Raw genomic sequence first — 20,210 nt, 5'->3', positions numbered from 1 at the left:
ATGGTACCACGAAACGATTCTGAATGCGAGCAGTGAGCGCGCCACGCGTAGACCGGTGCAAGGTGCAAGGTTTGCGGCTTCAATCTTGAAAGTTACACTTTCAAAATGCATTGTGCGTACATAAAGAGAAAGCTGGAAACGGAAGTAACCAGGCGCCTCAATTCTTTCGCTGCAGTGGCTGTCCTGGACCCTAGACGAAGCGGAAAATCGACCCTTGCCCGGATAATTATGCAAGGGCACAAAGATGGGGCCTATTTGGACCTCGAGCGACCATCCGACATTCGAAAGCTGTCAGAGCCGGAGATATTTCTCGATTCGCACAAGGAGGAACTCATGTGCCTCGACGAAATACAGCGGCGCCCTGACCTCTTTCCTGTGCTACGGAGCGTGATTGACGAACGCGGTCGGCACGGTCAATTCCTTATCCTTGGATCTGCATCTCGGGATCTCATACGCCAGAGTTCTGAGAGCCTTGCCGGCCGCATAGCGTATCTGGAACTGACACCCTTTTTGCTTTCTGAGGTTAAATCTCGCGGCTCACGGAACACGCTTTGGCTCAGGGGAGGTTTTCCGGAAAGCTTCTTAGCCGGATCGAACATGGAGAGCGTAGACTGGCGACAGAACTTTGTTCGAACGTTTCTGGAGAGAGACATACCCCAATTGGGCTTCCGTATACCCGCCACGACTTTGGAGCGGTTGTGGCAGATGTGTGCACACTACCATGGGCAGCTTCTGAACCAGTCCAGCCTTGGCGCAGCGCTTGACACCAGCCATACGACAATAAGGTCTTATCTCGACTTACTATCGGAAACCTTCATGATACGCGTCTTACCACCGTTTCTTCCGAATCTGAAAAAAAGGCTCGTTAAGTCTCCCCGCATCTACATCCGGGATTCGGGTATACTGCACACACTATTGGACATCGAAGATGAGGATGATCTTCTGGGTCACCCGGTACGAGGCGCATCATGGGAAGGGTTCGTCATCGAAAACATCCTCGGGGAGCTTCGGAACTGGCGCAGCTTTTTCTACCGGTCAGCTACAGGTGCTGAGATCGATCTCGTACTGGAGAAAGGTCGGACGAGGATCGGGGTGGAATGTAAACTTTCGGCCGCACCGGAGGTAAGCAAGGGATTCTGGAATGCGCTTGACGACCTTTCCATCAAAGAGGCATGGGTAGTGGCTCCGGTGGAAGAAAGTTACCCCTTAGCCAGGAACGTGACCGTCGCCCCCTTGACCGGGTTCATCCGGTCCATGACAACGCTAACAAAGAAAACTCGTCAAACGACCATACCACTGTCCGCGGTTCACAGGGGCAATCTGTGCGGGGAACATCGCCCTCCCAAATGGCGCCATTGACGCCAAGCGGTTCATCCCCGCGTGCTCACTGTCTCGGTTAGTCCTCCACCCGCTGCCACTGCTCGCATGGCTTGCCAGGAAGACTATGTGCATACTATTCTCGGTCCATTCTACTTCGTATCGTCAGGCAGGAGAAAAAATGAGCAGGTCAACGAGGCTGGTCGAGGAAAACGTGGCCAAGTCTCCAGGGGTTGACCTGTTTGCTTTCACCCCCACTTACGATTTTTTCACAAGCAGGCTGTCAATACAAAAAAAGTGGGTCGTCGGCAGGGTCAAGAGGGAAGAACCCTCTATGCCTTCGCTCGAACTTGGCGAGCGGACCTGAGCGCGCAAGACAGATTTTGCGCTACAGTCTGATTGTATGCCAATATGCCTCGACATGCTATAATAATTCGGAGTGGTTCATAACAGCGATGAAAGCCGTCAACATATCAGTAACTTCAAAGCACATGAAAAAGATGGAACACGACAGATTAATCAAACTCGGTTCCGGTAGGCTTCCTAAAGACTTCTGGAGGATGCCCCGACCCAAGGACCCCAAAGGCCTCATTCTCAGAGCGCTTCTAGAGGAACGCAAGACCGGGAGATGAACGTACTCTTCCTCATCCAGGGCTTTGAAGTGGCTGCGAGCCGTTACCGCGTGCTGCAATACCTGCCGTACCTTGAATCGAGAGGTGTTAAACCTACCGTCAGCGTTTATCCCCGCGGGATTGGTCAACTCTTTCGCTTCTTCCGGGAGCTTCCGAGTTACGATATACTCTTCCTCCAGAGAAAACGCTTTCAGCCGGGCCTCCTCGGGTTACTGCGCCGCAAAGCGCGTCGCATCGTTTTCGATTTCGACGATGCCATCATGTACCACAATTCCAAGGCAGCCTCACCCCACTCGCGCACAAGGCAAAGGCGCTTTGCGGAGATGATCAAAGCCTCTGATTATGTGATCGCCGGCAACTCTTTCCTGCAGGAGAAAGCAGCCCAATACACGGATCACGTGGTGGTTATCCCTTCGCCCATAGACAATGCGCGCTATGTCCTCAAAGATTACTCAGTGAAGAAGGAGGGAGTGAGCATAGGATGGATCGGCGACCATGGAAGCCTCCACTACCTGGAGAGGATGCGTCCTGTGTTTGAGGAGCTGGGAAAAAAGTATCCGCAGGCACAGCTTGAAATCATCTGCGATATTTTCTTTGATTGCGAGCGCATGAAGGTAGTCAAGAAGAGATGGGGCCAGGAAACTGAAATCGAGGACCTCAAGAATCTCGATATCGGTGTCATGCCTTTACTGGACGATCCCTGGTCATGGGGAAAATGCGGCCTGAAGATCCTGCAATACTACGGGGTAGGCGTGCCCGCGGTCTGCACGCCGGTTGGTGTGAACAGGGATGTAGTCCAGGACAGCATCAACGGGTTCTGGGCAATGACGCACGAGGAGTGGGTCGCCAAGCTTTCCCGGCTGGTCGAGGATGCTCACTTGCGAAAAACCATGGGCATGCGTGGACACGAACTGGTGATAAAATCCTTTTCACTGGAAGCGTGCGCACCGGCACTTGAGCGCGTGCTGAGAGAGGCTTAACCCGCCCGGAGTCACCATCGATCGTCGATACTGGGGCTTTCTTCCTGCTTAAACCAGTTGTCACAAAAAGGGCAGTGCAGTTGTACGTCCTTGTGCCTCAGCTCCCCGAAATGCACCTCGAACTCCTTCTTGCATTTGGGACACACGATGGTAAAGATCCTGACCACTGGTTCCTCCTTATCCGTTAAGTCAGCTATCCGACGGGAATCTTAGCCAACGTTTCCGCCTCAATAAAATCAGCCGGCTGCATGCGCGCCATAGCCTCGTCAGGCACATTGAGGCGTTTGGAGAATGGACGGTCCACGGGCTTTGTGGCGTCGATGATCATTTTGCTCCCACGGATATCATGAACGAGGGAAGGGTCGAGGGTGTTGCCCTTTATGTTTCGTATGATGTCGATGTCAGTATCAGGCTGCACGCGCGTTGCCACCGCCCACATCACCTCTTCTTCCTTGAACGGGTCTACATCCGCATCGACCACGATCACGTTCTTGACGAAATCGCAGTGGGCCATGGCCATGAGTGCAGCCTGCTTGGTCTCACCCTCCACCTTCTTGTCAACCGATATGTAGCAGTTGAACCTGCACGCGCCGGAGATGGCGAAGTGCACCGCCTTGACCGTGGGGACCACGCCCTTTACCGCATTGAAGCAGCTCCCCTCCTTGGGGATACCGCCCACGATCCACGTATCTCGATGACCCGTGAAGATATGCTGGAAGATCGCGTCACTCCGGTGCGTGATCGCCTTTACATTGACTACAGGCCGCCAGCGTTGCGGTCCATACGTGCCGGGGAATTCGCCGAACGGTCCTTCCACTTCCCTGACCTTCGGCGGAATCTCCCCTTCGATAATCATTTCTGCGTCTGCAGGTACCATGAATTCGTCCCCCCACGTTTCCGAGCTGGTAAGTCTCAGGGGATCTCCCATGATGCCGCCTATGAGCTCATAGTCATCGACGCCATAGGGTGCCACGTTGAGCGAGCCAAGATAGAAGGCAGGGTGATGGGAGATAATGATCGCGCAGGGCGTGGGAAGGTTTCTCTCTTCGTTCTTCCGCAGTATGGTCCAGTTGTGTCGTGGCGAAAGATGGATGCCCAGCTTCCTCGGCTCTTTGTACTGGTTGCGATGAAAGGAAGCGTTGTAGAAACCTTCATCCGGGTCGCGCAGTATCACGGTCATGTCTATGTAGGGCCCTCCGTCCATCTCGTGGTGACGGACGATGGGCAGCTTGCGTAGATCAACGTCCTCTCCTGTTCTGATCACTTCCTTGACGGGCGCTTGATTCCCGGCAATGACTGCAGCCGGAAGCCTCCTGTTTTCCCTGGCGGCATATTCGAGGCTCAGCGCCAGCTTCCACTGGGATGGATCGAGATCCAGGGAAAGAGCGCAGCGCTGCCGCGACGCAAAGAGATTCGAAAGCAGCGGGAAGCGGCATTTCTCTCCATTAAGATCAAGAAGGTTCTCGAAAAAAAGCACGGGATATTTGTTTTCCAGTTCCAGGTGTTTGAGAAGAGCGGTCACGTCAAATCGGGCGGGATTCACCTGCTTACTGATAGTGACGAAGTCCCGGGGGAGGACCTCCTTGAGCGTGCGGAGAAAACTTCGCAGGTCTCGCATCATTACCGCCTCCTCACTCGGCTACTATAGCAAACGGCCTGTGGAGAGTCAACGCGTACCGTGCTCGTGTGACCATGCTCGCACGCAAGGCAATTTCTCTTGACATGGCGAGTCTCCATTTCCGATAATTGGACCGGCTATAGATTTCCACCGGGTAGACCGGCGGACTGCAGGGAGCAAAGGTGATTCATGAACGGTAGATGTTTTGTTGTAGTGCTTGCATTAGTTCTTTCATCGGTGTGCGCTGCGCCTGCGCCGGCTCAGCAGCAACAGCTTGTCGGCTTTGCCAGCCCGGCTGCCGGCGGGCTTTCCTACGTGACGGTCGCGGGCATGGTCAACACCGTCAACAAGTACATGCCCGGAAACGTGAGATTCATGCACGAAGCAACCACCGGCACCCTCGACATGGTCAGGCGGCTTCAACTGGCCTACGGCCAGAAAAAAGAGTTGCTGGCCGCCTTCGGTACCCCTGACGGATGGAATGCCTACAAAGGAGAAGCAGAGTACAAAGGAAGGCCGTTCCCCCAACTCCGTGCTGTAATCTTCAACCACGTGGTTGATCTCTATCTCGCCGTGCCTGCTAACTCCCCCATCAAATCGTATGCGGACATCAAGGGCAAAAAGATCGGCATGGGCGGTCCGGGCAGTTCGCCGGCCAACCTCGGGCATCTCATTCTCGAATACTATGGCGTGACAAAGAAAGACTTCAAGCCCTTCTACTACGTGTACAAGGAGACGGTGGAAGGCATACAGGATGGCTCTCTCGACGGCGGCTTCCTCGCGGGAGGCTACCCGATGCCATCCTACCTTGAGCTCTCCACGAGGTTCAATGCGCGCATCATTCCCGTTGACGACAGGATCGCCAAGAAGATTATCGCGGACCATCCGGGCCACTATCAAAATGTGGTGAAAGCAAAATCCTATAAAGGCATCGAGCAGGATACACCTATTCTGGGATGGACGAGCGCAGTCTGGACGCACGCCAACGCCAGCAACGATCTGATTTTTGCTTTCCTGAAGACCCTTTTCGATCACAAGGATGAATACTACCAGATCCACCAGGATGCCCGCGGCCTCACAGTGGAGAATGCAAAGAAGACCATTCTGGTACCATTTCATCCGGGCGCTGAGAAATACCTGAAGGAAGCGGGCGCCATCAAGTAGCAACCGAAAGCCGTAAAGAGGAGTTCAGTGCTCTCCGTTGCTTGAGCTGGGTGCGGTTCTTCTGCTAGACTTTGCCCATGCCCTTGCTCTTCAACTCTGTGAGTCACGGTCAATTACCCTTCGGATTTTTCAACATCGAAACTGATATGCTTCTGCTCGACAATCACTTTTTCTTCGCATCCGATTTCTGTCAACGCGTGACCGAGCTTGCTCATCACCACCCGGAGAGTGCTTACCGGGCTGCATGGGTCATGTACGTGCTGTCTCAAGAGGCGATCGGAAATCTCCGGGGAGCTATCGCGGGTGTCGACCTGAAGGGTTTTATCGGCGAAGTCTACCGGATCTTTCCCTTTCCGGTAGAAACCGCAGCATTTAAGCAGAACCCGGAAGGCCACTCGACCCGGGAGAGGATAGAGGCGCTTGTTGCCACGTTCGCTCCGGCCCGGCGCGTCCCGGTCATGGTGAACCCGAAAGGAGAGTCCATAGCCATCGGGAACTACGCCTTCAATCGGCCACAATTTCATGACGTGCTCCTGTACGTGTGGCTGGGCGGCTATCCACACTGGAAAGATGACGTGCGTCCGGGGTATGTCATGGAAATGGCCGCAGCAGCAGAATCTTCCCCTCACCCGCTCTTCGCCGGGGCAGGTCCGTTTAGCCATTAATTGGTCGTTTCACTATATGAAACGCCATCCCAAAAATAGTTCTTGACTAATAATCCAGTTCAGCTATACTATTGCCATTAACCGCTTGGATCCCCTGGCTGGACTGAGACGGAAGGAAAGGCAGGACGTACGCGAACCTTCTGAACACAGCTCAGAAGGTTCTTTTTTTTGGGGACGGTTTGAGGGGGCATGATGGAGAAGCTGACAGTCCCGGCAATCAGGCAGCGTAAAGGCGGCGAGAAGATCACCATGCTCACCGCGTACGACTTTGTCTTCGGTGGCATCGTTGATGAAGCAGGCATCGATGTCACGCTTGTGGGTGATTCCCTCGGCAACGTGATGCTCGGTTATCCAAATACGCTTCCTGTCACAGTTGAAGAAATGATTCATCATACCAAGGCGGTTGTCAGAGCAACAAAAAGGGCTCTCGTGGTAATTGACATGCCTTTTATGTCCTACCAGGAGAGCGTTGAGCAGGCGCGCCGGAACGCTGGCAGAATGATCAAGGAGAGCGGCGCAGAAGCGGTGAAGGTGGAAGGCGGAGCCAAAATGAAGGACGTGATCAGGGCCATGGTCGATATCGAAATCCCCGTGATGGCCCACATAGGACTCACACCTCAGTCCGTGCATCGGATGGGTGGCTATAAAGTGCAGGGTAAAGGCGCTGCCGAAGAAATGCTCTTTGAAGATGCAAGAGCCGTTGAAGAGGCGGGTGCGTTCTCAGTGGTCCTCGAAGGCGTGCCACGAAATGCCGCCAAAAAGATCACCGAGATGTTGACCATTCCCACGATAGGCATTGGCGCAGGGCCTGACTGCGACGGCCAGGTGCTGGTGCTTCATGATCTCCTTGGTTTGCTCGGCAAGTTCAGGCCTAAATTTGTAAAAAGCTATGTGAACATCCGCGCTGAAGCAGAAAAAGGCATCAAGGAATACATTGAAGAGGTGAAGAGCGGGGCGTTCCCCGATGACAGCCATTCGTTCCACTAAAGAAAATGTTACGAGTTCCGGGTTCGCGATTATTGCTTTCAGACTCGCAACGCGCAACTCGCCATGGCAGCTAGAACATGAGGGTTATAGCAACAGTCAAAGAGATGCAGGAGACGGCTGACAGCCTGCGCAAAGAAAAGCGCATAGGCTTTGTTCCGACCATGGGATATCTGCATGAGGGGCACCTCGCGTTGGTCAGAAGGGCGCGGGAGCTTGCGGATGTGACCGTGGTAAGCATTTTTGTGAACCCCACACAGTTCGGGCCGACCGAGGACCTCGCCAAGTACCCCAGGGATCTCGAACGGGACATGAAACTGCTCGAACAGGAAAAGACCGATATTCTTTTCTATCCTTCCGGCGAAGAGGTCTACCCGAAAGGATACACGACGTACGTGCAGGTGCGCGGACTGGAAGATTACCTGTGCGGGCAGACACGCAAGGGCCATTTTGTGGGTGTTGCAACGGTTGTGGCAAAACTCTTCAATATGGTCAAGCCCCACATCGCTGTGTTCGGGCAGAAAGATTACCAGCAGCTGACTATCATCGAGCGGATGGTCAAGGATCTCAATATGGACGTCCGGATCATCCCGCACCCGACAGTTCGCGAAGAGGGCGGGCTTGCCATGAGTTCCCGGAATACCTACCTCTCTTCCGCAGACCGACAAAAAGCGCTGCTTATCTATGCATCGATCAAAAAATTGCAGGAACTTGTGAGTGCCGGCCAGAAGGACAGCTCTGTGCTCAAAAAAGAGGCACACCGCCTGCTCACATCAGAGAACGGCATTAACGTCGAATACGTAAGCATATCCGATCCCGAAACGCTTGCTGAAGTGGACTCCATAAAAGATAGAGCCGTATATGCAGTCGCTGTGCGAATCGGGACAACGAGGCTCATAGACAATGCCATATTAGGGGGGACAACGTGATCCGGAGCATGATGAAATCAAAAATCCACCGTGCGCGAGTGACCGAGAGTAATCTCGAGTATGAGGGGAGCATCACGATAGACGAGGGCCTTCTTGAGAAGGCAGATATCCAGGAGTACGAGCAGGTGCAGGTTTATAACGTGACAAACGGTGAACGCTTCACCACTTACGCGATACGCGGCGGCAGGGATTCCGGGGTGATCTGCATCAACGGAGCAGCAGCCCACAAGGCCAAGAAGGGCGATGTGGTCATCATTGTTTCCTACGGACAGTATTCAGACACCGAACTCGCAACGTTTGAGCCGAAGCGCCTCTATGTTAACGAGAAGAATCAGATTATGAGGCTCAACTGACTAGCCGAAGAGATTTTTGAAGGGGGCCTGCCAGGCCTCCTTCAGTGTCCTATTCTCACTATCAATCAGCACTGATCCATTCATCCCTTTTATTACCAGTCGCGCATCCGCAGTGACTCTCCCGATCACGGCATAGGGCAAGCCACGGAAGAGCTTCTCAATTTTCGGAAAGTCGGATTCGCGGATAGACGCGACGAATCTGCTGGCTGATTCCGAAAAAAGCAGGAAGTCGTCCCTGTAGACACCTATGCGCGGCACCTGCGCCAGATCAACGGTCGCCCCGAGATCGCCCGCAAAGGCCGACTCAGCAAGCGTTACGCCGAGCCCTCCATCTGATATGTCATGAGCGGACCTGATGAGGCGCGCACGAATGGCCCGCTCCAACGCTCGGTACATTCTTCGAGCTTTCTTGCCGTCTACTTTCGGGGGAATGTTGCCGGTAAGTCCCAGGTGCCCGAAGTATTCGGAACCCGCCATTTCTGCATACGTCATGCCGATAACCAGCACAAGATCGCCAGCTTCCTTGAAATCGATGGTCACGCTTTCGGCGACATCAGGAATGCGAGAAATGGCTGAGATGAGCAGCGTGGGAGGGATGGAGATTTTGAGGTCACCGTGCATGTAGTCGTTCTTCATGCTGTCTTTTCCAGAAATACACGGGGTACCGAAGATCACTGTATAATCGTAGAGTGCCTTATTGGCCCGCACCAATTGCGCGAGCTTGTACTCTCCATCAGGGGTCCTCTCTGATGCCACCGGGTCGCACCAGCAGAAGTTGTCGAGCAGTGCCATACGCTCCAGGCTGCCCCCTGTCGCGACATTGTTCCGTATTGCTTCATCGATGGCAAGAGCGGCCATGTGATAGGCATCAAACTGACTATACTTGGGGCAGATTCCGTGGCTCACCACAATGCCTTCGAGGCCGGAAGGGTCCGGCCTGACCACGCCTGCATCACTCGGCCCCTCGTTATTCTTTCCTGAAAGGGGCTTTATGACCGTGCCTGCCTGCACCTCGTGGTCATACTGGCGGACCACGTATTCCTTGCTGCAGACGTTCCAGCGTGCGAGGATCGCGGACAAAAGAGAGGCGTAATCGCGCGGTTCGGGAGGCGGGGTTTCATCTGTGAGCTTCCTTGTCCATCTCGCGGCCAACTGCATCCTGGGATAGCCATTGTGCAGGAAGTCCATGCCTAGGTACGACACTGTCTTCCCCTGAAACATGACGTGGAATTTGCCTGTATCAGTGAACTCGCCCAGCACGGTGGAAAGAACGTTCATTTTCTCTGAGAGAGCGAGAAACCGGTCAATCTTGTCCGGGCTCACCGCGACGGTCATGCGCTCCTGCGCTTCTGACAGCAAGATTTCCCAGGGGTCGAGACCATGATACTTGAGCGGGGCACGCTCCAGATGGAGTACACAGCCGTTCGTGTCCTCCGCCATCTCTCCGACAGAGGAGGAAAGCCCACCTGCTCCGTTATCCGTGATGGAGGTGTAAAGGTCCTGATCCCTTGCCAGCAGCAGAAAGTCCGTCATTCGCTTTTGCGTGATCGGATCACCGATCTGCACTGCGCTTGTCGGCGATGCCTCAGAAAGCTCCTCTGATGAAAAAGTGGCGCCATGGATACCGTCTTTCCCTATCCTTCCTCCCACCATCACAATGAGATCGCCCTTGTTCGCCCGTTTCACGTGACTCGGCTCGCCGTTTATCTTTGCCGGCATAATACCGCACGTACCGCAATAGACAAGGGGCTTTCCCAGGAAGTCCTTATCGAATACGAGAGAACCGTTCACCGTCGGGATACCGCTCTTGTTGCCCCCGTGCTCCACGCCTTCCCTCACGCCCTCCAGCACCCGTTTGGGATGGAGAAGCCTCGGAGGAATCGCACCTTTGTAGTCAGGAGCAGCAAAGCAGAAAATATCGGTATTGAAGAGGAGACGTGCGCCCTTGCCCGATCCGAAAGGATCACGATTTACGCCGACGATGCCGGTCAGCGCGCCGCCGTAAGGATCGAGCGCTGACGGCGTGTTGTGCGTTTCGACTTTAAAAGCCAGGTTATACTTGTTATTGAACTTGATGATCCCTGAATTGTCCTTGAAAACAGACATGCAGAAGTCGCGCTTACCCAGGGATTGGCGTATCCTGTTCGTCGACCCTGCGATATACGTCTTGAAGAGACTGTCTATGGTCTCGCTACGGCTGTCGTCGTTATACTCGATCAGTGCGTTAAAGATTTTATGCTTGCAGTGTTCCGACCACGTTTGAGCGAGCGCCTCCATCTCCACGTCTGTAGGGCCGCCGGACAAACCTGCAGCCTTCCGTTCGGCTGCAACCTCAGGCCTCGAAAAGTACTCCTTTATTTCAAGGAGCTCTTCTCTCGAGAGCGCCCATGTGCGCTCCCTGTTGATGGCAAGCAGAGCTTCCACGTCCATTGCCATATCGAAGGATTCGACCTGCGGCTCGTGCCCCATCGTCGCCTTGGGTACATAGCTTCCCATGCCGTTCTCATTGCGGTACGCGGCTATGGACTTGTAGGCGTAGCGGTTGATGAGGGTATTCGCAAGCAAACCCTCGGTGATACTTTTGAGGCCTTGCTCATCGAGGGCACCTTTGAAGAAATAGAGCCTCGAGGTGTAAACCCCTTCTTCCTCGCCGAAACGAATTCCGGAAAGCGCTTCGATCACCTCCCTTGCCGTGCGCCCCACATTGTCTGTGACGCCCGGCTTGAAGCCAACCTCGACCACCCAATCGGCGTCAAACATTGTGGGTTGTTTCACGTGCGCCCTTTGAAGAACCGGGTCTATAAACGCATCGGACACGAGGAGATCGATGATACTTTGCGGAAGCTCACTGTCCACGGTGTACACGTCCACCACATGGGCATCAACAAACATGCCCAGGTCCAGCTCGATTCTTTTTTTCAGTTTTTCTGCGGGTACGTCGCGCACGCCTTCTTTATACGCAATTTCAATCCGGGTAGCCATTATGATAGAAACTCCTTTGCGCTTTTTATACTCTCTCCCAAAACCGTTTCCCCATGAGGTTCCAGTGTGAAGATCACGTTCTCCGTTCTCTTGATCAGCTGTTTCAGGGTACGAAAGGGAAAGGTGCCTGCGCCTATAGGCAAATGCTCGTCCGATTTCCCGTTGTTGTCGTGAAGGTGAAACTCTCTGAGCCGATCCCTCAGAGGGAGCAGCCACTCCTCTACAGATGCCTTGGAGAACAGGTTGAAATGGCCCGTGTCGAAACAGAACCAGAGGTTCTTGTCTCTAAAGTAGCCAAAGAGCGTGATGAGCGTGGATGGTTCATCCTCGAAAATATTCTCAAGCATGATGGGAAAGTTTTTGTCGGCTTCTTTGAGCACCTCCGACCACGTTTCTATGCTGGTGTCGAGCCAGAGCTGCTCGCTTCCCTGGAAGCGCCATTTATCGAAACCGGGATGACACACAGTTCCCAGCGCGGAGAGATGCTGCGCCAGTTCAACGGCCTTTTTGATCCTTTCCCTTGAAATGGCAACTATTTTCTTGTCAAAGCCGCCCGGCGAGAGATCGGCAAAGGGAGCATGCACCGTGCAATAGACGCCGCGCTCCTTGAAGTGTTTTCCCAGTTCCCTTACTTCGCCGGTATCAATCCCGTCGATGATATTATTACTGAAAAAGATTTCCACACCTATCCCCAGGCGCGTGAGCCTCTCCATGTTCTCCTTGATCATGTGATAAGGGGCGTTGACGAGTAACGGTATCTTTTCGGGTCCTGCCACAGCCTTAATTTACTCGACCGGAGTGCGTAAATCAACCCAAAATGCTAAGCTGCCTGACCGTACAAATTATCGTTGTACATTTCCTCCGATATATGGTTTATTTTTCTGTCCCTGATTTCCACCGCTGACTACCAGCTACTCACAAATGCGAATGCATGAAGGCTCTCACGAGCACCGGTTGGAAAGGACTTAACAAACACCGCTCTCTGAAGAACAAGGAGAATACCGCGATGAAGAATCTATTGGAGGATATAGAAGAAGTCCTGCTCATGGGGCCCGGCCCGAATTGTGTGCCTCCCGAAGTTTATACTGCGTTGAGCCGCAAGACTCTGGGGTATCTCGATGCCCACTTGATGAGGATCCTGGAAGACCTCCAGGGGATGCTGCGGAAGATCATGAACACCAAGAACGAACTGACGATTACCCTGTCGGGAACAGGCTCGGCCGGTATGGAGGCAGCCTTTGTGAATCTGGTCGAACCGGGAGGCAGGGTCCTCATACTGGTGAACGGCTTTTTTGGTCAGCGCATGCAGGAAGTCGCCGCCAGACTTGGTGCTGCGGTTGACGTGCTGGAGTTCCCATGGGGCACGCCCGTCGACACTAAAGCGGTGGAAAAGAAGGTCCGGCAGGAATCCTACAAAATAGTGGGAGTCATTCATGCCGAAACCTCGACCGGTGTACAGAATCCAGTCCAGGAAATCGGTGCGCTTCTCAAAGGCAGCAACACCCTTTATGTGGTAGACGCTGTCACCAGTCTCGGCGGGATAGAGATGAGGATGGACGAGTGGAACATCGATGTGCTTTACAGCTGCAGCCAGAAATGCCTTGGCTGCCCTCCGGGGCTCTCGCCGCTTTCATTTTCTGAGAGAGCCATGGCTGCGGCAGCGGGACGAAAAAATAAAGTACCCAACTGGTACCTCGATCTGACGCTTATCGGTAATTACTGGGGAAAAAACCATGTCTACCACCACACTACCCCTTCAAACATGGTATATGGCCTCTACCAGGCGTTGCTCCTTTTACTGGATGAAGGCATGGAGCACGTATTCAGCCGGTACAAGGAAAATCACCTTGCGCTGGTTGCCGGACTCGAAGAACTGAACATGAAGCTGCTCGTGGAGAAACCTTACCGTCTGCCTATGCTGAACGCTGTCCTGGTGCCCGAAGGCATAGATGAGTTGTCCGTCAGGCGGCGTTTGCGCAACGAATTCAAGATCGAGATCGGTGGGGGCTTGGGGCTTCTCGCCGGCAAAGTCTGGCGCATTGGCCTGATGGGCTACACGTCACGCAAGGAAAATGTGGATCGCCTGCTTGGGGCGCTGCGTCAGGTACTGAGATAAGAGCGCTCGCCGGGAAGACCGCTCATTTCATTCTTCACCCCTTCTTCCCTACAAGCACGCGGCTCTTCCCTGTCGTAATGAACTTCTCCAGAGCCTGCTCTTTGAGTTCGATACCAAGGCCTGGGCCCGGAGGAACCTGGGCATACCCTTTTTCAACTTTAACTCCGCCTACGAGAACATTCTCCACCTCGGTATATTCCGGGTAAGAAGCGGGGTAGATCGTGAAGACGCCGGAAACACCTGAGGCAACAGGACGAAACATGGTACAGGTTGCTGCAGCGAAGTGGTTGCGCGCCGTCGCTGCAATACCAACGCTTACCTGGCCCGAGAGCAGGGTCCATTTGCCTGCCGCGTTTATCATACCCACTGCCTGCTTTCCCTTATAGATACCTCCTAAACGATCGATCTTGAAATTGAAGAAATCAGCGGCGTCCATTCTGATCACACGCATCATATCCTCGATCGTCATAGCACATTCGCATGCGCCTACCGGAACCGGCACGTTTCTCTTGACCTCGCGCAAGCCCTCCAGGTCATCATAGTCGACCGGCTGTTCAAGAAAGACCGGTGCAAACGCCTCAACCTTCTGCCCGAAATGAATTGCCTCCTTCACATCTAATGACCCATTACAGTCCAGTAAAAGATAATGCTCCGGGCCCACCGCTTCGCGGATAGCCTCGACCCGCTCGACGTCTTTCAGGTATTCCAGCCCGAGCTTCACTTTTAGCAAACGGCCCTCCGGCCCCAGATCTTTTAGCGCATCCTTGGCAACTCTCGCCATTATCTCCGGCGTGTCGATGCCGAGAACGGCTCCGGTTACAGGGAATTGGTTTGCATAGCAACCGCCGATGAGCTGATACACCGGCACGTTGAGCGCTTTACCCATGATATCGTAAAGAGCAAAATCAACAGCCGATTTGGAAACTGAATTTCGGAGTACCGCTTCATCCATTTTTTTATGGATCAGATCAATATTGAACGGATTTTCTCCTTCCAGCACTTCGCGAAAAAGATAGGTCCCAATAGCGGCCATGATCGATTCCTGACTCTCTCCGCAGTAGTAGATCCCCCACGTGCCTGCCTCACCCAGCCCGGACACTCCTTCATCGGTATACATCCTGATAACTACATTGTCTTCACTGATGCCTTCATCTCTCGCCATGCCTCGAAATGACGTTTTGACTTTTCGTTTGAAAGCAATGCTCACCGGAAACATCTCGACGCCGGTAATCTTCATACAATCACCATCCCATGAGATTTATATGCGTACAACTGCTGCTCTTTAATGCAACGGAGATCCCACCGCCTCAGGTCCGAGGGCGCTGGGTCTCCGTTTGTGTGCATGAGTCGGATTAGGCGACGATGAACAAGAGGATCCGTGATTACTCATACGATTGCACCTCGTCCATTTTAGCCTTTCGGCTCGATCTTGGCCAACTTGATATACTCTCCCCATTCTTTCTCAGTTTTTATGAAAAGCGCTTGACCTTCTTCGGGTGAGATGACAAAAGGATCGCCGCCGTAACTGGCCAGGAACTTCTTTGTTTCATCTGTTTTTACAATCTGAGTGAACCACTCGTTTATCTTGGCGACGATCGGTTTAGGGGTCTTGGCGGGCACCATCGCAGCCCACCACCCGGTCAGGTCCATGTCGACTCCGGATTCTTTCATGGTGGGGATATCCGGGCTTGCCTGCAGCCTTTTTCCGCTGCTGACGGCAAGGATTCGCAGTCTTCCTTCCCGTGCCTGGGCCATCGAGTATTGAGGGTCCATCATGCCGTAGTCTGTTTTGCCGCTGAGCATTTCGTTCAAGGAATCCTGCGCGGTCTTATAGTTTATCTCCAGGGCCTGGACGCCTGTCTTGGCCTTATAGACCTCGCCCATCAATGTGCCGTTTGGAGCCGATGTCGCGTAGCTGGCCTTTGCCCCTTTCTTTTTCATGGCAGCAGTCACCTCGGCGACAGTCTTGTAGGGACTCTTTGCATCAACAACCATCATGAAAGGCTGCTGGTTGATCGTTGCCGCAATCAGGAGCGCTTTAGTCACGTCGACGGGCGGCTTCTTAAATAGGTGCATACTTGCCGCCACGGTGCTGGCCGCATGGACGTAAATGGTGTAGCCATCCGGTTTTGCCCTTGCAGTGTATTCGGTCGCGATATTGCCTTGGGCCCCGGCCTTGTTGTCCACAATGATCGTTCGGTTTGTGATGGGGTGGAGTTTATCGCCGAAATACCGAACCAGCACGTCGGCCCCACTGCCCGGCGGAAAGGCGCAGACGAGGTGAATATCCTGCTTTGGATACTGCTGTGCATGAGCGGCAATCGGCACCGCGGCCGCTATCACGGCCATAACTATGGCCAGCACAAAGGAGTGCAACATCAATTTCGATCTCACTTTCATGATTCCCCTCCTTTAGAATGTAAGTGTACTGTCAAACTCAAGCTCTTTTCAGCAAGACGCAACTGCCTTCAGCGCAGATAAGAGCGGATAGATGCCTTGATGAACGCTGATGAATTATCTTTGACCGTCTGTGCGATAGAACGCCACAGCCGATCAACCAGCAATCCGCCACGGCAGAGGTGAGCGAGCTGCGCGCAGCGCTGAAGCGTGCCCAGCATTGTCGTTGTGTCACAATGCTGGGCACAAGTATACTCGTCCGTTCTTATCTCTCCTTGCCTTTATCCGCATGTATCTATGATGAAATTCATTTTATTTTCGTACAACTTTTGGCAATATCAATGTAAGATACTTTCATTCCTGGAACGCTTTCTCACGGGTTCTTCTAATCTGAGGCAACACGATCAAGGCTATGATAACGACAGTAATGGCCAGCAGGATCGCCGAAATCGGTCTCTGAATGAAGACCATCGGATCGCCGCGCGACAGCACCAGGGCGCGACGAAGGTTCTCCTCCATGAGCGGGCCGAGAATGAAACCCAGAATCAGCGGTGCGGGCTCACACCCGAACTTCGTGAGAACATAACCGAACACGGCGAAGAGGGCCGTGAGCATCAGTTGGGCTACGTTCGGGTTGGTCGCATACACACCGATGACGCAGAAGAGGAGAATTGCGGGGTAGAGGAAACGATAGGGCACGGTGAGCAGCCGGACCCACATGCCGATCAGCGGAAGATTGATCACCACCAACATCGCGTTGCCGATCCACATGCTGGCAACGAGTCCCCAGAAGAGGTCCGGACGGGTGTTCATCACGGAAGCACCGGGCTGGATGCCCATTATGATCATCGCTCCCATCATCAGGGCCATCACTGCATTAGATGGCAATCCCAGGGTGAGCAAGGGAATAAAGGAGGTCTGTGCGGCTGCATTGTTGGCCGATTCGGGCCCTGCCACGCCTTCGATGGCACCCTTGCCGAACCGGCTCGGGTCTTTAGCGATTTTCTTCTCAACGGTATAGCTCGCGAATGAGGCCAGGACGGCACCGCCGCCCGGCAATATGCCGAGGATCGAACCGAGAGCGGTGCCGCGCAGCACCGCGCGCCAGGATTCTCTGAAATCCTTCTTGGTCGGCCAGAGTTCCCTGAACCTTGTGGCCGCTGCCGAACGAGGCATAGTGGGCTGTTCCAGGTTAAGGATAATTTCGACGATGCCGAACATGCCGATGACCAAGGGGAGAAAGTCGATGCCGTCCCACAGATCCGAAACGCCGAACGTGTAGCGCGTGACCCCGCTGTTGACATCCGTTCCGACCAGGCCGAAGAGTAAACCGACAAGAACCATCCCTATCGCCTTGATCACCGATCCATGCGCAAGAACCACTGCGGTGACGAGGCCCAGGACCATTAACGAAAAATAGTCCGGCGAGTTAAATTCCTGGGCAATGGCCGCGAGCGGCGGGCCGAAGGCTGCTACGAAAACCGTGCTGACACAACCGGCAAAGAAAGATCCCAGGGCGGCCACTGCGAGCGCTGCACCGGCACGTCCCTGCCGGGCCATCTGGTGGCCATCGATGCACGTTACGATCGACGATACCTCGCCGGGCATATTCACGAGGATCGACGTAGTCGAACCGCCATATTGTGCGCCGTAGAAGATGCCGGCGAGCATGATGAGCGAGCCCAAGGGATCGAGTCCGAAGGTGATCGGCAATAGCATGGCAATGGTAGCGACAGGCCCGATGCCGGGCAACACCCCGATGAGTGTGCCCACGAGACAGCCGATGAGTGCAAACCCGATATTTTTGAATGAGGCTGCCGCTCCGAAGCCAACTGCCAGATTGTGGATAAGATTAATCTCCATCCTACAGACCCCACCAGGCAGGCACTGCTTGTCCGAGCATGTAGACAAACACAATCACGCTGAAAATGGCGAGCCCCACGGCAAGCAGGATTGTTTCGGTCACCTTCACGGTGCGCCGCGCGTAAGCCGCGAAGATCGTCATGAGCATTGCGGACAGTGCAAGACCGACTGTGTTGATGAGAATGGCAAAAACTGCTATAGCCACAACGATGAAGAGAATCGGGCGTATCTGGAATCGTTCGATAGAGGGCCCGTCGACAGACAATGCTTTCACGCCGGTGGCGATGCCGATGGCGAGGATCGCGAAGTTGAGCCAGGTGGGAAAGAAACCGGGGCCCATCTGTGAGGCTGTGCCGAAGGTAAGGTCCTTGCCGAAGAAAAGTCCGGCCAGACTGATCACTATAAAGACAATCGCTGCCCCGAGATCCTGAGGGCTCTTTACACGAAGCATGCAGTCCTTATACTCCGGCGAAACCGGCAATCGCTCCCAATCTCATGAGACGGAATATACACGTTCACGGGAAGCGGTGAAGCAGCCTGGATGGACTCGTTTCCTTTCAACCGTTACGTCTGCGGACTCCCTGGTGATGAGGCCTAGTGAATTCTAAAAGGAACGGATTTACCTGTCAAGAAGAAACAATCATTGTGGCAGACGAGATTTGTTGCACACTTGCGTCGAAAGGGCCAGGAAGAGCCCTGGTTTCGTCATTCCTCTGCCAGCGTCGACAGCTTCTTCCGCCCTGTCACGATCGGGACAATCAGAAGTAGTACAGCAATGATCAGGAAGCCCAGAGAGATCGGACGGGTGACGAACACTGAGAAGTCACCGTGGGACATGATCAGCGCCCTGCGAAGTGACGTCTCCAGTTTCTGCCCGAGAACCAGCGCGAGTATCATCGGTGCGCCGTCATAACGATATTTCTTCATCAGGAACCCCGTGATTCCAAACACCAGCATGATGATCACGTCTGAAATGTTGTTATCAAGGCTATACGCACCGATCAGGCAGAAGAGCAGTATGAGGGGATAAAGAATGAAATAGGGGACCTTGAGCACCTTCACCCACAAGGGGATAAGCGGAAGGTTGAGCACGAGGAGCATGCCGTTGCCGATGTACATACTCACGATAGTGCCCCAGAAGAGGTCGGGTGCATCTTTTATCAGGAGAGGGCCGGGAGTCAAACCATGGATCATGAGGGCGCCAAGGAGTATAGCAGTCACCGGGTTCGCCGGTATACCGAGCGTCAGGAGAGGAATGAAGGAACCGCCAGCACCAGCATTGTTGGCAGCCTCAGGACCTGCAACCCCCTGGATGGCACCCTTGCCAAACTCTTCCGGGTGCTTTGCAATCTTTTTCTCTATAGCGTAAGAGGCGAATGAAGCAATGACCGCGCCGCCGCCAGGAATGATACCGAGGAAAAACCCTAGGATTGAACCGCGTATAATCGGCCATATGGAGAGAGCCCAGTCTTTGACCGAAGGGAACAGGTTCTTAACTTTAGTCGTCAGCAGGTCGCGCTTGATCTCCGTCTCCAGGTTCAGAAGAACTTCGGATATGCCGAAAAGACCCATGGCAACAGGCACAACGCCGACACCGTCCAGCAGCGCCGGAATATCAAACGTAAACCGGTATTTTCCTGCAATGGTGTCCATTCCCACGCCCGAAAGGATGAGTCCGACTCCTGCCATCATCAGTGACTTGAGCATTGATCCGCTGCTCAGGTACGTGAGTACAGTGATACCCACGATCATGAGGGAGAAATATTCAGGTGGACCGAATGCGAGCGCTATATTCGCGAGGAAGGGTCCTACGAAGGTGAGAGCAATGACTGAAAAAGTGCCCGCAATAAAAGAGCCGAACGCCGAAATCCCTAATGCAGCACCTGCCCTGCCTTTTCGCGCCATCTGGTAGCCATCTATACAGGTAACCACCGAAGCGGCTTCGCCGGGTATATTGACCAATATGGAGGTTGTTGATCCTCCGTACATTGCTCCGTAGAATATGCCCGCAAGCATGATAGTTGCTGAAACAGGGGAGACATGAAAGGTTGTCGGGAGTAAGAGCGCGATGGCCGCAGCAGGCCCCAAGCCAGGCAGAACCCCTACCAACGTCCCAATGAGTACGCCGAAAAAGCAGTACATGAGATTGGCAGGCTGAAGGGCAACCTGAAAACCGTAACCCACATTCTGGAGAATATCTAGCATCTGTC

The 20,210-nt window shown here is 53.8% G+C and carries 18 protein-coding genes; 9 read left to right on the top strand and 9 right to left on the bottom strand.

Annotation, left to right across the window (positions count from 1 at the left end; genetic code table 11):
* Positions 1 to 105 precede the first annotated feature (105 nt).
* The 3 genes from VMT71_14285 to VMT71_14275 all read left to right on the top strand — a co-directional run bounded on the left by VMT71_14285 (position 106) and on the right by VMT71_14275 (position 2,929).
* Positions 106 to 1,359 (top strand): ATP-binding protein, encoded by a 1,254-nt coding sequence (locus tag VMT71_14285; GenBank protein ID HVN25138.1) that lies wholly within the window; start codon positions 106 to 108, stop codon positions 1,357 to 1,359.
* A 139-nt stretch (positions 1,360 to 1,498) separates the two neighbouring features.
* Positions 1,499 to 1,684, top strand: a complete 186-nt coding sequence (locus VMT71_14280) for a hypothetical protein (GenBank protein HVN25137.1) — start codon at positions 1,499 to 1,501, stop codon at positions 1,682 to 1,684.
* Positions 1,685 to 1,945: 261 nt separating this feature from the next.
* Positions 1,946 to 2,929 carry a glycosyltransferase family 4 protein gene (locus tag VMT71_14275; protein HVN25136.1) on the top strand — a complete coding sequence of 328 codons (984 nt, stop codon included), beginning with the start codon at positions 1,946 to 1,948 and terminating at the stop codon, positions 2,927 to 2,929.
* 11 nt (positions 2,930 to 2,940) lie between these two features.
* On the opposite strand, the gene VMT71_14270 is transcribed toward VMT71_14275, so the two are convergent.
* Both VMT71_14270 and VMT71_14265 read right to left on the bottom strand, forming a co-directional pair.
* Complete coding sequence (locus VMT71_14270; GenBank protein ID HVN25135.1) at positions 2,941 to 3,096, bottom strand: hypothetical protein; 156 nt, start codon at positions 3,094 to 3,096, stop codon at positions 2,941 to 2,943.
* 26 nt (positions 3,097 to 3,122) lie between these two features.
* Positions 3,123 to 4,550 (bottom strand): UbiD family decarboxylase, encoded by a 1,428-nt coding sequence (locus VMT71_14265; GenBank protein ID HVN25134.1) that lies wholly within the window; start codon positions 4,548 to 4,550, stop codon positions 3,123 to 3,125.
* 186 nt (positions 4,551 to 4,736) lie between these two features.
* Here VMT71_14265 and VMT71_14260 point away from each other — a divergent pair, with 186 nt between their 5' ends.
* The 5 genes from VMT71_14260 (at position 4,737) to panD (ending at position 8,642) form a co-directional block, all read left to right on the top strand.
* Positions 4,737 to 5,711, top strand: coding sequence for a TAXI family TRAP transporter solute-binding subunit (locus VMT71_14260; protein ID HVN25133.1), 975 nt, complete (start codon positions 4,737 to 4,739; stop codon positions 5,709 to 5,711).
* A gap of 77 nt (positions 5,712 to 5,788) precedes the next feature.
* The gene (locus tag VMT71_14255) at positions 5,789 to 6,376 is read left to right on the top strand and encodes a hypothetical protein (protein HVN25132.1); all 588 of its coding nucleotides are present in this window, start codon (positions 5,789 to 5,791) and stop codon (positions 6,374 to 6,376) included.
* 189 nt (positions 6,377 to 6,565) lie between these two features.
* Positions 6,566 to 7,363 (top strand): 3-methyl-2-oxobutanoate hydroxymethyltransferase, encoded by a 798-nt coding sequence (panB, locus tag VMT71_14250; protein ID HVN25131.1) that lies wholly within the window; start codon positions 6,566 to 6,568, stop codon positions 7,361 to 7,363.
* A 77-nt stretch (positions 7,364 to 7,440) separates the two neighbouring features.
* Positions 7,441 to 8,289, top strand: coding sequence for a pantoate--beta-alanine ligase (panC, locus tag VMT71_14245; GenBank protein ID HVN25130.1), 849 nt, complete (start codon positions 7,441 to 7,443; stop codon positions 8,287 to 8,289).
* Entirely contained in the window at positions 8,286 to 8,642 is a 357-nt protein-coding gene (panD, locus tag VMT71_14240; protein HVN25129.1) for an aspartate 1-decarboxylase, read from the top strand. Before panC ends, panD begins: the two co-directional genes overlap by 4 nt.
* Here the strand turns inward: panD and VMT71_14235 are convergent, their stop codons facing one another.
* A complete protein-coding gene (locus tag VMT71_14235; protein ID HVN25128.1) occupies positions 8,643 to 11,624 on the bottom strand; it encodes an AIR synthase-related protein in 2,982 nt (993 codons plus the stop codon).
* Positions 11,624 to 12,400 (bottom strand): sugar phosphate isomerase/epimerase family protein, encoded by a 777-nt coding sequence (locus VMT71_14230; protein ID HVN25127.1) that lies wholly within the window; start codon positions 12,398 to 12,400, stop codon positions 11,624 to 11,626. Before VMT71_14230 ends, VMT71_14235 begins: the two co-directional genes overlap by 1 nt.
* A gap of 230 nt (positions 12,401 to 12,630) precedes the next feature.
* Here VMT71_14230 and VMT71_14225 point away from each other — a divergent pair, with 230 nt between their 5' ends.
* A complete protein-coding gene (locus VMT71_14225; GenBank protein ID HVN25126.1) occupies positions 12,631 to 13,740 on the top strand; it encodes an aminotransferase class V-fold PLP-dependent enzyme in 1,110 nt (369 codons plus the stop codon).
* A gap of 34 nt (positions 13,741 to 13,774) precedes the next feature.
* Here VMT71_14225 and VMT71_14220 read toward each other — a convergent pair whose 3' ends face one another.
* From VMT71_14220 to VMT71_14200, 5 genes are all read right to left on the bottom strand, one after another.
* Positions 13,775 to 14,977 (bottom strand): mandelate racemase/muconate lactonizing enzyme family protein, encoded by a 1,203-nt coding sequence (locus VMT71_14220; GenBank protein HVN25125.1) that lies wholly within the window; start codon positions 14,975 to 14,977, stop codon positions 13,775 to 13,777.
* A 173-nt stretch (positions 14,978 to 15,150) separates the two neighbouring features.
* The gene (locus VMT71_14215) at positions 15,151 to 16,140 is read right to left on the bottom strand and encodes a tripartite tricarboxylate transporter substrate binding protein (protein HVN25124.1); all 990 of its coding nucleotides are present in this window, start codon (positions 16,138 to 16,140) and stop codon (positions 15,151 to 15,153) included.
* Between the two features lie 351 nt (positions 16,141 to 16,491).
* A complete protein-coding gene (locus VMT71_14210; GenBank protein ID HVN25123.1) occupies positions 16,492 to 18,000 on the bottom strand; it encodes a tripartite tricarboxylate transporter permease in 1,509 nt (502 codons plus the stop codon).
* Position 18,001: 1 nt separating this feature from the next.
* Complete coding sequence (locus tag VMT71_14205) at positions 18,002 to 18,451, bottom strand: tripartite tricarboxylate transporter TctB family protein (GenBank protein HVN25122.1); 450 nt, start codon at positions 18,449 to 18,451, stop codon at positions 18,002 to 18,004.
* A 254-nt stretch (positions 18,452 to 18,705) separates the two neighbouring features.
* On the bottom strand, positions 18,706 to 20,205 hold the full coding sequence (locus VMT71_14200; protein HVN25121.1) for a tripartite tricarboxylate transporter permease: 1,500 nt from the start codon (positions 20,203 to 20,205) through the stop codon (positions 18,706 to 18,708).
* Positions 20,206 to 20,210: the final 5 nt, after the last annotated feature.

This window comes from Syntrophorhabdales bacterium (genome assembly GCA_035541455.1).
Classification (GTDB): domain Bacteria; phylum Desulfobacterota; class Syntrophorhabdia; order Syntrophorhabdales; family WCHB1-27; genus JADGQN01.
This window is presented reverse-complemented; position numbering and strand designations above follow the sequence as displayed.